The 14,967-nt window shown below is 68.1% G+C and carries 9 protein-coding genes; 2 read left to right on the forward strand and 7 right to left on the reverse strand.

Translation table 11 applies throughout. The features are described from left to right. Positions 1-56 precede the first annotated feature (56 nt). On the reverse strand, positions 57-2,627 hold the full coding sequence (gene acnA, locus PIJ50_RS04255) for an aconitate hydratase AcnA (RefSeq protein WP_271973021.1): 2,571 nt from the start codon (positions 2,625-2,627) through the stop codon (positions 57-59). A gap of 104 nt (positions 2,628-2,731) precedes the next feature. After that, entirely contained in the window at positions 2,732-3,616 is an 885-nt protein-coding gene (gene purU / locus PIJ50_RS04260) for a formyltetrahydrofolate deformylase (protein ID WP_271973023.1), read from the reverse strand. A 120-nt stretch (positions 3,617-3,736) separates the two neighbouring features. Here purU and PIJ50_RS04265 point away from each other — a divergent pair, with 120 nt between their 5' ends. Further along, a complete protein-coding gene (locus tag PIJ50_RS04265) occupies positions 3,737-4,864 on the forward strand; it encodes a M20 family metallopeptidase (protein ID WP_271973025.1) in 1,128 nt (375 codons plus the stop codon). Positions 4,865-4,945: 81 nt separating this feature from the next. Here the strand turns inward: PIJ50_RS04265 and PIJ50_RS04270 are convergent, their stop codons facing one another. Together PIJ50_RS04270 and PIJ50_RS04275 are read right to left on the reverse strand one after the other, a co-directional pair. Next, positions 4,946-6,043 (reverse strand): ParB N-terminal domain-containing protein, encoded by a 1,098-nt coding sequence (locus PIJ50_RS04270; protein ID WP_271973027.1) that lies wholly within the window; start codon positions 6,041-6,043, stop codon positions 4,946-4,948. Between the two features lie 3 nt (positions 6,044-6,046). Beyond that, positions 6,047-7,453 (reverse strand): AAA family ATPase, encoded by a 1,407-nt coding sequence (locus PIJ50_RS04275; RefSeq protein ID WP_271973029.1) that lies wholly within the window; start codon positions 7,451-7,453, stop codon positions 6,047-6,049. A gap of 528 nt (positions 7,454-7,981) precedes the next feature. On the opposite strand from PIJ50_RS04275, the gene PIJ50_RS04280 reads away from it, so the two are divergent. Further along, complete coding sequence (locus PIJ50_RS04280) at positions 7,982-9,223, forward strand: replication initiation protein (RefSeq protein WP_442900706.1); 1,242 nt, start codon at positions 7,982-7,984, stop codon at positions 9,221-9,223. Positions 9,224-9,316: 93 nt separating this feature from the next. Here PIJ50_RS04280 and PIJ50_RS04285 read toward each other — a convergent pair whose 3' ends face one another. From PIJ50_RS04285 to PIJ50_RS04295, 3 genes are all read right to left on the reverse strand, one after another. After that, a complete protein-coding gene (locus tag PIJ50_RS04285; RefSeq protein ID WP_271973031.1) occupies positions 9,317-10,768 on the reverse strand; it encodes a phospholipase D-like domain-containing protein in 1,452 nt (483 codons plus the stop codon). Between the two features lie 76 nt (positions 10,769-10,844). Then, the gene (locus tag PIJ50_RS04290) at positions 10,845-12,791 is read right to left on the reverse strand and encodes an AI-2E family transporter (protein WP_271973033.1); all 1,947 of its coding nucleotides are present in this window, start codon (positions 12,789-12,791) and stop codon (positions 10,845-10,847) included. Between the two features lie 80 nt (positions 12,792-12,871). Beyond that, complete coding sequence (locus tag PIJ50_RS04295) at positions 12,872-14,959, reverse strand: ATP-binding protein (protein WP_271973035.1); 2,088 nt, start codon at positions 14,957-14,959, stop codon at positions 12,872-12,874. Positions 14,960-14,967 lie beyond the last annotated feature (8 nt).

Raw genomic sequence — 14,967 nt, forward strand, 5'->3', positions numbered from 1 at the left:
CAAGGATAAGGCGCTCCGGGTTCCCTTCCGCGCAGGATCACCGTTCCGCGCGAACCTCACCCGCCGGAAGGCCGTTCCGTCACCCGCGCCAGAATCAGCGGCAACAGCCCGCCTCGCCCCAGCACCTCCACCTCAAGCGAGGTTTCGATGGCCGCCACCGCCTCGAACCGCTCCTCCCGCCCGTCCGCCCGCAGCACCCGCACCGGCACCGTTCCGCGCGGGGTCAGTGTGGCCACCCCCACCTCGATCCGGTCGGCCACCGTCAGGGCCAGCCCCTCCGGCGTCACGCCCGGCGGCAGACGCAGCGGCAGAACCCCCATCCCGATCAGGTTCGACCGGTGGATACGCTCGAACCCCGTGGCCAGCACCGCCCGCGCCCCCAGCAGCGCCGCGCCCTTGGCCGCCCAGTCCCGCGACGATCCCATGCCATAGCGTTCGCCCGCCACGATCACGACCGGCCGGCCCTCCGCGCGATAGCGCTCCGCCGCCACCCAAAGGGGTAGCACCTCGCCGCCTTCCATCACGGTCGATCCCGGCGGCACCTCCGCCAGAAGGTTGCGCACGCTGCGGTTGGTGAACAGCCCGCGCCGCATCACCTCCCAGTTCCCGCGGCGCGACGAAAACACGTTCAGATCCGCCGGGTCCTCCCCCCGCTCCACCAGCCAGCGCCCCGCCTCGCCCCCCGCCGGAATGGCCGAGGCGGGCGAGATGTGGTCCGTCGTGATGTCGTCCCCCAGCACAAGGATGGGCGTCGCCACGAAGGGCGCCATCCCCTCCCCCGCCCCGAAGGCGGCGAATGGCGGCCGGCGGATGTAGGTCGACGCCGGATCCCACGGAAACAGCGCCCCCTCCGGCGCCTCCAGCTCCGCCCACATCCGGCTCGCCTCCGCCGCGTCATAGGCCAGCGCCACATCTCCGGCATCCCCGGCCAAAGCCAACGCCGCGTCGATCTCCGCCCCCGTGGGCCACAGGTCGCGCAGATACACCCCTTCCGCGATGGGATCGTTCAGGATGTCCCGCTCCACATCCCCCGCCAGCGCAAAAGCGACGACCAGGGGGGGCGAGGCCAAGAACCCCGCCTCCAGCTGCGGATGCACCCGGCCGGGGAAGTTCCGGTTCCCCGACAGCACCGCCACCTGCACCTTGCCCTCGGCCAGCGCCGCCTGCGCCCCTTCCGGCAAGGGCCCCGAATTGCCGATACAGGTCGTGCACCCATAGCCCACGATCCCGAAGCCCACCGCCTCCAGATCCTCCAGCAACCCCGCCCGCCGCAAATACCGCTCCGCCGTGGGCGACCCGGGCGCGAGCGAGGTCTTCACATGCGCCCCCGGCCGCAGCCCAAGCGCCCGCGCCTTCCGCGCCACCAGCCCCGCCGCCACCAGAAGCCGAGGATCGGAGGTATTCGTGCAACTGGTGATCGCCGCAATCGCCACCGCCCCGTCCGGCACCTCACCCACCGCCGTCGCGCGCGGCCCCCCACCCCGCAGCGCCCGCACGGCGCGCGCGGTCTCCCACGCCCCCATCCGGTCCTGAGGGCGCCGGGGCCCGGCCACGCTCACCTCCACCGCCCCCAGATCGATCTCCACAACATGCGTGAACACCGGCGCCTCCGCCGGATCGAACCAAAGCCCCTGACGCCGGCAATAGCCTTCCACAAGCGCAACCTGCGCCTCACTGCGCCCCGTGGCGCGCAGATACTCCAGCACCGCCCCGTCCACCGGAAAGAAGCCCGAATTCGCCCCGAACTCCGGCGTCATGTTCGCCACGACGCACCGGTCCCCCGCTGACAGCGCCGAAACCCCCTCCCCGAAGAACTCCACGAACCGGTCCGCCAGATCCACCCGCCGCAACCGCTCCGTCACCGTCAGCGCCAGATCCGTCGCCGTCACCCCCTCGCGCAACCGGCCCACCAGCCGCACGCCCACCACGTCCGGCACGCGCAGCATCACGGGCATCCCGAAGAACACGCTTTCCGCTTCAATCCCGCCCACACCCCAAGCCAGAACACCGATCCCGTTCACCATGGGCGTGTGGCTGTCCGTCCCGATCATCGCGTCCGGCATCACCCAGCCGTCCCGCTCCGTCACCACCGTCGCCAGCCGCTCCAGGTTCAGCGTGTGCATGATCCCCGTGCCCGGAGGATGCACCCGGAAGTTCGCCAAGGACCCCGTCGCCCATTTCATGAACCGATAGCGTTCGCCGTTCCGACGATACTCGTTCTCCAGGTTCCGCGCCATGGCGCCCCCGGTCCCGAACACGTCCACCGCCAGCGAATGATCCGTCGACACGTCCACCGGCAGCACGGGGTTCAGCAGCCCCGGATCGTACCCCGCCTCCGCCAAAGCTGACCGCATCCCCGCGATGTCCACCAGCGCCGGCCCGCAGGTCGTGTCATGCATCAGCACGCGCCCCGGCAGGAACGGGATCTCCGCCTCGCTCCGCCCCGTGGCCAGCCACCCCAAAACCGCCCGCCGCGCCCCCTCGGCGTCCCCCCCGCCGGTCCGTACCACATTCTCCAACAGCAGCCGCAGCACATGCGGCAACCGGCGGATCTCCCCCTCCGCCGCCACCGGAAGATCCACGATCCTCCGCCCGTCCCACTCCGTCACATGATGATGCATCGCCATTCCCCCTTCCGGAAGAATAGCATTATCACATCACGAAATGCAATATATCTGCCAAAGACGCCACAAAATCCAGCACCGCATTGATCTTTATCACCGAACCACCCCTATCCCATCCGCTCCGACGCGTAGGACCCGGGCGAGGCCGGGAACACCACCGTCTTGTTGCCGTTCAAAAACACCCGCCGGTGAATATGCGCATGGATCGCCCGCGCCAGCACCGCCGCCTCCACGTCCCGCCCAAGGCTCACGTAATCCTCGGGCGACTGCGCATGCGTGATCCGCACCGTGTCCTGCTCGATGATCGGCCCCTCGTCCAGATCGGCAGTCACGTAGTGGCTCGTCGCGCCGATCAGCTTCACCCCCCGCTCGAACGCCTGCTTGTAGGGGTTCGCCCCCTTGAACGAGGGCAGGAAGGAATGGTGGATGTTGATGATCCGCCCCGACATCTCGCGGCACATGTCGTCCGACAGCACCTGCATGTAGCGGGCCAGCACGATCAGCTCCGCCCCCGTCTCGCGCACGATGGCCATCTGCCGCGCCTCGGCCTCGGCCTTCGTGTCCTTCGTCACGCGGATGTGGTGGAACGGGATGTCGTGGTTCACCACCAGCTTCTGGTAATCCAGATGGTTCGAAATCACCGCCACGATGTCGATCGGCAGCGCCCCGATCCGCCAGCGGTACAGCAAGTCGTTCAGGCAATGCCCGAACCGGCTGACCATCAGCACCACCTTCATCTTGGCCTCGCCCGGATGGATCGCCCAGTCCATCCCGAACCCGTCGGCCACCGCGCCAAAGGCCGCCTGCAGCGCCTCCAGCCCCGCGCCTTCCTCGCTCACGAAACTCACCCGCATGAAGAAGCGTCCGGTGCGCACGTCGTCGAACTGGCTCGAATCCGTGATGTTGGCGCCCAGCCGGGCCAGACAGCCGGAAATCGCGGCCACGATGCCGCGCGCGGCCGGACAGGTGACCGTCAGAACGTAATGGGACATGGCGCCTCTCGTATCCAGAACCCCCTTCCCATACCGCCCGGCAACGCCCCCCGCAACGGGTTGAGGGTCTCCGCCTTTCCCGCCACACTCCCCCCGAACCCCACGCAACCCGGAGCCGTCATGACCCACCCCATCCAGCCGCAGGACATCGACCTTCCCGCGTTCCTTGCCGAACTCCACCGCTGGGTGGCCATCGAAAGCCCCACCGCCGACCGCGACGCCGTCAACGCCATGGCCGACCACGTCCAGACCTACGCCCACTCCCGCGGCCTCCACGTCACCCGCCACCCCACGGACGCCCAGACCGGCGATCTCCTTGTCGCCCGCCTCGGCGACCCCGACCGCGCGGCCCGCGTCCTGATCCTCGCCCATCTCGACACCGTCCACCCGCGCGGCACCTTGGGCGGCCCCCTCCCGTGGCGGATGGAAGGCGACCGCCTCTTCGGCCCCGGCGTCTATGACATGAAGTCGGGCGCCCTCATGGCGATCGAGGCGCTGGCCCTCGCCCAAGGCCGCGCCGACGCCACCATCCTTTTCGTGCCGGACGAAGAAACCGGCACCCGCGCCACCCGCGCGATGATCGAGGATCACGCCCGCCACGCCCGCGCCGTCCTTGTCGTGGAACCCGCCCGCGAAGGCGGCAAGATCGTCACCGGCCGCCGCGGCTCGGCGCTTTACCGCATCTGCGTGAAGGGCCGCGCGGCCCATTCAGGTACCCGTCCACAGGACGGGCGCAGCGCCATCCGCGCCGCCGCCCGGCTGGTGCTGGAGCTCGAAGCCCTGAACGATCCGGACCGCCGCATCGGCGTCAACGTGGGCGTCATCCGCGGCGGCACCACCCGCAACACCGTGCCGGCCGAATGCGTGCTCGACATCGACGTCCGCCTCCCCGACCTCGCCGCCCAGCACGAGATCATCACCAAGATCGAGGGCCTGACCCCCATCGATCCCGACATCACCTATGACATCACGGGCGGCGTGTCCCGCCCCGCCTTCACCGCCGACGCGGGCAGCCTCGCCCTCTTCGATCGCGCGGCCCCCATCGCCGAAGCGATGGGCTACCCCCTTGTGGCCATGACCTCCGGCGGCGGCTCGGACGGCAACTTCACCGCCGCCCTCGGCATCCCCACGCTCGACGGCCTCGGCCCCGACGGCGCGGACGCCCACACCACCAACGAGCACCTGTTCCCGTCCACGATCGCACCCAGGCTGGCCATGCTGGCCAACCTCCTGATTTCGCTCACGTAATCGAACGACAACGAATCCCAGACCTCCTGAACCAGGATCAGCTGGCCTCCGCCTCGAAGAAGGTCGAGGTGACAGGCCGGACTACCGGGGCGGCGACAGCAGCCGCTCCAGCTCCCGCAGGGCCACATCCACCAGTTCCGCGTCCACCCGCTCCCCCTCAAAGCGGATGAACCAGCCCTTGGCGTCGCGCCCCGACCGCAACCGGAACCCGGCCGCCGCCGCAGCACTGCGCCCGGCCTGCGGCGCCCGGGTCCGCGGCCGCCCCCCGCGCGACGGGCGCGCGGGCGCGGGCCCCAGATCGGTCATCGCCTCCTCCAGCACGGCCAGCTCCTCCGCCGGCGTCTCGGGCGACCCGTCGGCCAGCGCGTCCCGCAGCCGCCCCTCATGCCCCTCGCGCAGGGCCCCCGCCAGCCGCAGCCCGTCCTTCTCGCGCAACGCATCGGGGAACAGCAGCATGTCCCCCAACTCCTCGAAGATCAGCGCAAAGGACCGGATCTTCGACCGCTTCCCCTTGGAGGCCACGGGGAACAGCGCGTCCACCGCCGCCTCCACGTTCGGAAACGCCCCCTGCTGCGCCGCGATCACCGCGATCCGCCCCCGCTCGAAATGCGACAGGCCCGCCCGGACCTCGTTCTCCTCCACCATGGCGGCAAAGGTGCCGCCCATAGCGTCCGGCTCCCGCACGATGGCGCGGATCGTGTCGTATTTCGCATCCCCCGTCAGCCCGCGCAGGTTCTGCACCGCCCGCAACCGCCGATAGCCGGACAAAAGCCCGAACCGCTCCCCCTGCCCCGTTCCCGTGCCGGGCAGCCGGAACACCTCCACCGGCAGACGCAACCCCTGCGCCGCGATGGACAGCTGCAACTCCTTCATGGATTCGGGGTCCAGCGCCATGCGGTCCCGCACGATGGCCTCCGCCTCCACCCGCTCCAGCGGGATCTCCAGCAGCACCAGCCCCCGCCCCTCCGCCTCGCGCAGACGCTCGGCATCGTTACGATCCCGTGCACTGGCCGCGCGGGCCTCCGCATCGCGCGGATCATGGGCCCGGGCCGTGTCCGCCGCCACCTGCGCGATCGGCGCCGCCATCACCCCACGGGGGGAGGTTTCGCGGCGAAACTCCACCTCCATCCGGGCCAGATCGTCGGCGCTCGGCGCCTCCAGCTTCATCCGTTTCGCCATGGCTTACCCCTCCTTGCCCGCTGCCACTTCGGCCTCGGCCTCGGCCTCGGCCAGCTTCATGTCCCGCCACCAGGTGCCCAGGATGATCTCCTTCACCTCGGCCCAAGTCCGGTCGAACGTCTCGCGCCCCCGCACATAGGTGTCGCGGTTGAAGTTCTTGTAGTCCGCCTCGTAGATACCCGACACCTGCTCCCCGGCCTGCCCGACCATGGCCGTCATCTCCTGCCGGAAGGTGGTCATGAAATCCCCGAAATAGGCCTGCACCACGTTCGCCAGATCCGTCTGCTGCGCCGGATCGAACCGCGTGATCAGCGCCCGCACCGCGTCCCACTGGAACCCGATCTCCGGCAACCCCGCCTCCCGCCGCGCCCGGTTCTCCCCCTCCTCGATTGAGGCGAAGGTCGAATAGATCATGTCGAAGAACCGCCCCGTCGAATCGAACTCCAGGAACGAGGCACCGAGCGGAACCAGCAGAATGTCCGCCGCCGCCAAGGCGTTGATCGTCAAATACCCAAGCGCCGGCGGCGTATCCAGAAGCACGATGTCGTATTCGTCCAGGATCCCCGCCTCGGACAGCGCATTGCCCAAGCTGTCCCACAAGGCCCAGCCCCGCAACTGCATCCGCCAGACAGGGATCTGGAACTCGGCCCAATAAAGGTTCAGCTGCGCGCCGATCAGGTCGATGTTCGGCCAGTGGGTTTCCTGGATCAGGTTTCGCGGCGAAACCTTCAGGGCCTCGGTCAGAGTCTCGTCCAAGGGGATGAGGGGCTGGCCCGCCGCTTCGCGCACCCGGTTCTCCTCCTGAACATGCAAGGCGAAGTCGCGGGCAAGGAGGGGGAAGGCCGTCTGCCATTCGTCGGCCACCGTGCCCCCCATGATGGAGGTCATGGAGCCCTGGCTGTCGAGGTCGATCACGAGGACGCGGTAGCCGTCGAGGGCGGCGGACATGGCAAGGTGGGCGCAGGTGGAGCTTTTGCCGACGCCGCCCTTGAAGTTCGCGACGGCGAGGACTTTGGCCGGCAGGCCCTCGGGCCGCCAGGTCTTGTATTCACGCCAGCCGGCACCCTCCGTCGCGAAGTGGGCGCGAAGGGCAAGGACCTCTTCGAGGCTGAACCGCTTCGCGGGGCCTTCGCCGACACCTTGGGGCAGGGCCGGGTTGGCCTTGAGGACGCGGCGGAGGTGGCCCGCGGCGACGGGGATCAGGTACTTGCAGATCTCCCACGTGGAGAACTTGCGGAGGCGCTTCTTGCCATCGGGGGCGTAGCCGCGGCGGGCAAGATCGTCCCGGCCGCGCATGGCGAAGGCGGCGGCCTTGGCGAAGCGGGCGGTGTCGATCGGTTCGGCCAAGCGGGCGGCGGCGGCGGCCGGGTCTATGCCGAAATAGGGGGGGAGGTCGGGTTTGCCGCTCATCTACTTGTCCCTCATGTGCGCGGTTTGCGCTGATGTTGCCAAGTTCATCGCACATCTAGATGCGCTTGGGAATCACCTTGGGCTTCCTCTGTTGAAAATACGAAGTTTCGCAGCGAAACCGACAAAGCGTTTTGCGATTATTTGAGATCTTTAGAATCTTTAGGCCTGAGTATTTCATTTGCATCAGTAACTTACGGGACTTAGGGTGCCCCTTTACGGGGGAAAGGGTGCCTGAATACGGGATGAAGGGTCCCGGAATACGGGGGATGAGGTGCTGATTCTCGGGAAATGGGCGGGGATTGGGGCGAAAGCGGGGTGTGGGAAGGGTGAAGGCGGGGTTTTGGGTGCGGGCGGCGGGGGGGGGTCCTGTAAATGGGTTCCTTTGAGGCGGGGGTGTAGGAGGGGGTATCCTGTAAACGGGTTCCTTTGGGAATGGGCTGGAACAGGGGGCGTCCTGTAGATGGGTGCCTTTGAAGGTTCCCGGAGGGGCGTTGCGGGGAGGTACCCGAACACGTAGGCTTCACGGAAATGACAGGTGGACGCGATTCGGACAAAAGGTCGGGTTGTGGTGGTGGAGGGTTGGGGTTGGACCGGACGATCGGGGACATTCCGCGGGAGCGTTTGAGCGGGGCGTTGCGGCGGGGGGCGGTGAAGAAGCATGTGGCGGCGATCCATGTCTCGGGCAAGCTGACGCTGTTGCAGCGGCGGTTGTCCAACGTGCTGCTGCTGAACGCTTATGACACGCTGACGACGCAGGCGGTGCACCGGATCGACGCGCGGACGCTGTGTTTGATGATCGGCTACAATTCGAACGACATGGACACGCTGAAGGCGTCCTTGCGCGGGCTGGCGGAAACGGTGGCCGAGTGGGACATGCTGGACGAGCAGGGGCGGCAGGAATGGGGGGTGTCGAGCCTGTTGTCCTATGCCAAGCTGAAGGGGGGCGTGTGCGAATACGCCTATTCGCCGGCGCTGGCGGAGAAGCTGCACGACCCGAAGGTGTTCGCGCTGATCAACCTGAACATCCAGCGGCGGTTCACGAGTGGGCACGCGCTGGCGCTGTACGAGAACTGCTATCGCTTCGTGCGGACGGGCAGCACGGGGTGGTGGCCGCTGGACACGTTTCGCCGTCTGATGGGGGTGGCCGACAGCGAGTATTACGAGGTGTTCAAGCATCTGAACGCCAAGATCATCAAGCCGGCCGTGCTGGAGGTCAACCGCACGTCGAACATCATCGTGACGCCCGAGACGCGCAAGCTGGGCCGGACGGTGACGGACATCCGGTTCCGGATCGAGGAGAACCCGCACCTGGCGATCCTGGATCTGGACGACGGGGAAGGGGTGCGCCGGTCGGGCACCTATGAGCGGTTGCGAAAGATGGGCACCTCGGACCGCTTGGCACGGCAGTGGATCGCCGAGCATGGCGAGGTGCATGTGGACGGGCGGCTGGATTACGTGGCGGGGCAGGAAGGCGTGCGCGATCCGGTGCGCTATCTTTCCGCCGCGCTGAAAAACGGGTTCGGGGTGGCGCCCGAGGCGCCGGTGGCGGATCCCGAGGTGTCGGCCCGCGCGCGACGGTTGCGACGCATTCAGGAGCTGGTGGCCGCGCGCAGCCCCACGCAGCGCGACGCGGACAAGCGGCTGTTCCTGAGCCGCCTGTCCGGCGCGCCGCGCGATGATTTCGAGAAGCATGGCTGGATGAGCGCGCTGAACGCGCCCGCGATCCTGGCCTTCTGGGAGGATCTGCATCCGGGCGTGTTCGACGGCTGATCGGTTTCGCGGCGAAACCCGCGATGTTTTTGTGAGCCGGCGTCGGGGGTGACCGCCTGAAGGCGCGAGGCCGCCTTTAGGCCCACATGATTGTCAGTCGGGACGGCGGAGGCGACCGCGGAAGAGGCCGCGCTGGCTGAGGCTTTCGAAGATTTCGTCCGGACCGTCGGGATCGAGGATCTCATTGTCGGCCAGCCATTCTTCGAGGCCGTTAAGGTCGGGGATTTCATACGGGACGAGGGAGCGGCCGGGGCCGCGCAGCGCGTGGACGGCGGCGAGGAGGGAGCCCTTCGCGTCGATCTCGTGCGTGACGTCTTCGGGGGTGCAGCCGAGATGTTCGGCCATCAGGCCGAGGCGCAGGGTGCGGATTTCGGCGGACATGGCGCCCGTCGGGTCCTGTGCGGCGTCCACCGCCACGTCGCATTCTGAATCGAGCCGCATGGAGCGGTTGTTGAAGTTCGACGAGCCGATGCGGAGCAGGCGGTCGTCGACGATCATGGTCTTGGCGTGGACGTAGATCGGGTTTTCGTTTGCGGTGACCGGGTGGAAGATGCCGAAGCGGCCGTGGGGGTCGTGCTTTTGCAGCGACTGGACAAGGCGGGCGCGGGCGGTGTCCATCGCCAGCGGTTCGAGCCAGCCGTCGGCGCGGACGGGGTTCACGATCACAACCTCGGGGCCGTTCGGTTCTTCGAGGCGGCGGGCGATGGCGGAGGCGATGCGGCGGGAGGCGAAATACTGGCTTTCGGCGTAGATGAAGTGCCGGGCGTTGGCGATCATGTCGAGATACAGGTTCTCGATTTCATAGACCGGGTCCTGATCGTCCATCTTGGGGCGGGAGCGGGCGACGGCGATGTCGACGTGGCGCAGCATGGGGCGGATGGCGTCGGGCCAAGTGGCGCGGCCGCCGGTGACGGGGGGCAGGGTTTCGCCGGTGGCGCGGCGCCAGCGGCGGCGGCACACGTCGGCGAGGACGGAGGCGGCCTTGCCGTCGCAGATGCTGGTCGCGTCGTGCCAAGGTTCCAGCTTGCGCCCCGAGGGGGTGACGCGGCCGGGCTGGTCATCGAGATGTTCGCGCGTGTCCCAGCGTTTCAGCGTCATGTCGATGCCGCCGCAGAAGGCGATGCAGTCGTCTATCACCAGAAGCTTTTGGTGGTGGGATCCGGTGGGCGGGTGGACGCCGTCCAGCCGCGCGGTGATGCGTTTGTGCGCCTTCCAGCGGGCGAGGTAGTAGGCGTTGTTGCCGCGCAGCCAGTTGCGCAGCATGCCGGAGTTCCACTGGAGCAGGCGGATCTGCAGTTCGGGCCGGCGGTCGGCGAGCCAGAGGATGAAATTGCCGAGTTTGGTGGGCGCGCCGTCCTGAAGGCCGGGGGAGCCGAGGCGGATGCGGGCGTCGAAGTCCCAGCCCACCATCATGATGCTATTTTCGGCCTGCTGCATGGCGGCGCGGGCGGCGTCGAAATAATCCGCCGCGTCCACGATCACCGAAAAGTTGTCCGCGTGGGCGATCTGCCAGCAGTTGCGGGAGGGTTGGAGGATATCCGGCATCATGTTCCAGCGAAAAGGGGTCGCCACCCGAATGGGGGTTATCGGGCGGCGAGTCAACAAAAGGGGTGGGGCAGGGTTAGCGGGCGGTGCGGAAGGCCCCCCGGCGGATGTGGCTGTGGACGGGGGCGATGGTGCGGGGGGTGTCCTTCTTGAAGGTTTCGCGCATCAGGTCCTCGAACGACTTGACGGCGAAGTCGGCGCCGATGTCGCGGGCTTCCTGAAGCTTTGCCTCGGCGATGGTGAAGGCGTCGCCGGTGCGGGCGTCGGCGCGGTTCTGGGCGTCCTTCGGCATTTCCCAGATGGCCACGCCCACGCGCAGGTGGGGGGCCGCCTGCTTGATGCGGCGGATATGGAGGAGGGAGGCGCGGGAGGGGGAGGGGTCCACGTAGCTGAGGACGAGGCAGTCGTATTGGTCGGCGCCGATGTTGCGGAAGCGGGCAAGGGGGAGGTCGTTGTGGGGGTTGTGGGCGGCGGTGGCGCCTTCGGCCTTCATGGTCTGGGCGAGCATGAGGGCGGAGACGTCGTCGAGATCGGTGCGGCCGCCCATGCAGAGGACGGAGAAGCCTTCGCCGTGCTTTTCCTCTTCCTCCTCCTCCTTTTCGGCGGCGTCGGTTTCGGCGATCTCGGCCAAGTCGGCGACCATGGCTTCGGCGACGAAGATCAGGCGATCCTCTTGCTCGTGGGTCAGGACGCCGCGGCGTTTGTCGTGATGGGCGATGAGAAGGGCGGGGATGCCGACGTCGCGGTAGTATTCGCCGATGTACATGTCCTCCAGCGCCTCGTCGGCGCGGGAGGTGGCTTCGAGCACGTCGCCGGCGAGGAGGCGCTGGTAGAGGCGGGCGTGGGGGGCGAGGACGGGTTCGTCACCGAACAGGATGTCGAAGAGTTCGAATTGCGGGATGTGGCGGCCGAGGACCACAAGGCACACGGTGAGGGGAGTGGAGAGGATGAGGCCCATCGGCCCCCAGAGCCACGTCCAGAAGATGGCCGAGACGATGATGGCGAGGGGGCTGACGCCGGTGCGCGAGCCGTAGAGCCACGGCTCGATCACGTTGCTGGTGACGAGTTCCACGACGCCGAAGAGGGCAAGGGTCCAGAGGATTGCCTCCCACCCTGGGGAGACGGCGAAGGCCAGAAAGAGGGGGAAGGCGGCCGACAGGATGGAGCCGATGTAGGGCACGAAGCGCAGCACGAGGGTGAGGAGGCCCCAGAGAAGCGCGTTCGGCACGCCGATGAGCCAGAGGCCCACGCCGATGGGGACCGCGTAGATGATGTTCACGGTCAGTTGGATCAGGAGGTAGCGGCCGACGCGGCGTCCGGCCTCTTGCAGCACCTGCGTGGTGCGGTGCAGGTCGTCCGAGCCCACCAGCTTGATGAAGCGGTCGCGCAGTTCGGTGCGTTCGAGGAGCATGAACACCACGACCACGATCACGAGGCCGGTGGTGGCGATGGGGCTGACCAGCGGCAGGACGAGGCTTTGGACCATGCCGATGATGCCCTGCTGTTCGATCACCTCCACCTTCAGGGGCAGGACCACGTCGCGGGCGAGGGCGGAGGTGTCGCGGGCCCCCACCTCGGCGTTGATGGCGGCGATCATGTTGGACAGGCGGCGCAGCAGGGAGGTGTCGCTGCTGGCGTTTCGCAGCGCCTCCACCTTGGAGATGATGTTGGCCTGGAAGGTGGGGAGGTTCGAGGCGAGGGTGGTGAGCTGGGTCGCGACCACCAGGACGAAGAGGCAGACAAGTGCGAAGGCCACCGTGACCACGATGAGGACCGCGGGCAGGTTCGGCACCCCCAGCTTGCGCAGCCAGGTGGCGAGCGGCGAGAGCGCGAAGGTCAGCAGCATCGCGATGGCCAAGGGCAGGAACACGCTTTGGGCGAAGTAGACGATCGCCACCACGCCGGCGATGGTGGCCAGCGTCGGCACGCTGATGCGCCGCGCAGTGGTGGCCGACCCGTTGTAGCGCATCAGGTCGCCCGGGTCGCGGCGGGGGGTGGGCAAGCGCTTCGCCTCGTGTTGCATCGACGTTCCCTTCATCAACTCCGGGTGCCCAACGCGGATGGGGGCGGTTCGGTGCATGGGGGCGGCGATTTTTTTTGCGGTCAGTCCGCGGTGTCCAGAAGGCGGCGGACGCGGTCCGACAGGGTGCCGATGTCGAAGGGCTTTGTCATGATCTCCATCCCCGGGTCGAGGCGGGTCTGGCCGAGGACGGTGGTTTCGGCGTAGCCCGTGACGAACATGACCTTGAGGCCGGGGCGCAGTTCGCGCGCGGCGTCGGCGACCTGCCGGCCGTTCATGCCGTTGGGAAGACCCACATCCGTGATCAGAAGGTCGATCGGCGTGTCGGAGCGCAGGATCTTGAGCGCCTGCGGGCCGTCGCCGGCTTCGAGCGCAGTGAGGCCCAGATCCTCGATCACGTCGACGAGGAGCATGCGGATGATGGGTTCGTCATCGGTGACGAGCACGGTGCGGTGGGCGGGGCGGGCCGGTTCGTGAACGGGGGCGGACGCGGCTTTCGCCGGGGCCTGTTCGCGCGGCAGGTAGAGATGGAGGGTGCTGCCCGCGCCCGGTTGCGACGCGATCTGGACCTGTCCGCCGGACTGGCGGGCGAAGCCGTAGATCATCGACAGGCCGAGGCCCGTGCCGACGCCGAGGGGTTTGGTGGTGAAGAAGGGATCGAAGGCCTTTTCGATCACGTCGGCGGTCATGCCGCTGCCGGTGTCGGCCACCGACAGGGCCACGTATTCGCCGGGGGGCAGGTCCAGATCGTCGGCTTCGGCGGGACCAAGGGTGCAGTTGTGCAGGTCGATCGCGATGCGGCCGCCGTCGGGCATGGCGTCGCGCGCGTTGAGGCAGAGGTTGAGGAGCGCGTTTTCCAGCTGGTTCGGATCGACGAGGGTGGACCAGAGATCGGTGTCGGCGCGGGTGGTGACGGTGATCTGGGGCCCGACGGAGCGCTGGACGAGGTCCAGCATGTCGGCCACGAGGCGGGCGGCGTCGGTGGGTTTCGGGTCCAGCGTCTGGCGGCGCGAGAAGGCCAGAAGGCGGTGGGTGAGGGCCGCCGCGCGTTTGGCCGCGGCCTGCGCTGCGGAGATGTAGCGGTCCAGATCGTCGGTGCGGTTCTGGTGCACGCGCCCCTGGATCATGTCGAGCGAGCCGGAGATGCCGGCGAGGAGGTTGTTGAAGTCATGCGCGATGCCGCCCGTGAGCTGGCCCACCGCCTCCATCTTCTGGGACTGGCGGAGGGCTTCCTCTTTCGCCATGAGTTCGGCGGTTTGTTCGGCCACGCGCTGTTCCAGCGTGTCGTTGAGACCGCGGAGCATCTGGGTCATGCGTTCGCGTTCGGCCTCGGCGGCGCGGCGGCCTTCGATGTCGAGAAGGACGCCGGAGAAGGTGAGGGGTTCGCCGTCGGGGCCGAGATCGACGCGGCCCTTGGCTTCGAGCCAGTAGTAGCGGTTGTCGCTGCGGCGGGTGCGGTACTGGTGGGCGTAGGTGCCGCCGGTGGCCAGCGCCTGGCGGATCTGAGCCGTGAGGGCGTCCTTGTCGTCGGGGTGGACGGTGGCGGTCAGCTGGGCCAGCGTCAGGTCGGCGCGGCTGAGGGCCGGGTCGAGGCCGAAGGAGGCGGCCAGCGCGTCGTCCACGGTGAAGCGGTTGGCGGGCACGTCCCAGAGCCAGGTGCCGATGATGGCGCCGGCTTCGAGGGCGAGCTGGACGCGCTGGATGTTTTCGCGGGCCAGCGCCTCGCTGGTGAGGAGGGCAGCTTCGTTTCGCTTGCGTTCGGTGATGTCGCGGAAGAGGACGGAGACCTGCCGGAGGCTGGCGGGTTCGAGGCGGGCGGCCGACACCTCGATATGGCGGTCGATTTCGGTGAAGGAGCGTTCGAAGCGGAGGGGCTGGCCGCTGGCGAGGACGCGGCCGTAGAGGGCGACCCATTCGGGGGCGTCGTTGGGGGCGACGTCATAGACGGTCTTGCCCACGATGTCGGGGATGCCGGTGTGGCGCTGGTAGCCGCTGTTGGATTCGATGTGGACGTAGTTGCTGAGTGGGCCTTCGGGGCCGTCGATGAATTCGATGATGCAGAAGCCGTCGTCGATCGCTTCGAACAGGGCGCGGTAGCGGGCTTCGAGGGTGGCCTGAACGGGGAGTTCCCCGGCGGTGGCGGCCGGCGGGGGGAGGGGGATGTTCGTCACGTCGGGGA

This window comes from Falsirhodobacter sp. 20TX0035, assembly GCF_028307215.1.
Lineage (GTDB): Bacteria > Pseudomonadota > Alphaproteobacteria > Rhodobacterales > Rhodobacteraceae > Falsirhodobacter.

Coding starts and splice junctions, on each gene's coding strand:
- PIJ50_RS04285 (WP_271973031.1), bottom strand. CDS start 10,768: ATGCCGGATATCCTCCAACCCTCCCGCAACTGCTGGCAGATCGCCCAC.
- purU (WP_271973023.1), bottom strand. CDS start 3,616: ATGTCCCATTACGTTCTGACGGTCACCTGTCCGGCCGCGCGCGGCATC.
- PIJ50_RS04265 (WP_271973025.1), top strand. CDS start 3,737: ATGACCCACCCCATCCAGCCGCAGGACATCGACCTTCCCGCGTTCCTT.
- PIJ50_RS04280 (WP_442900706.1), top strand. CDS start 7,982: ATGACAGGTGGACGCGATTCGGACAAAAGGTCGGGTTGTGGTGGTGGA.
- PIJ50_RS04275 (WP_271973029.1), bottom strand. CDS start 7,453: ATGAGCGGCAAACCCGACCTCCCCCCCTATTTCGGCATAGACCCGGCC.
- PIJ50_RS04270 (WP_271973027.1), bottom strand. CDS start 6,043: ATGGCGAAACGGATGAAGCTGGAGGCGCCGAGCGCCGACGATCTGGCC.
- acnA (WP_271973021.1), bottom strand. CDS start 2,627: ATGGCGATGCATCATCATGTGACGGAGTGGGACGGGCGGAGGATCGTG.
- PIJ50_RS04290 (WP_271973033.1), bottom strand. CDS start 12,791: ATGCAACACGAGGCGAAGCGCTTGCCCACCCCCCGCCGCGACCCGGGC.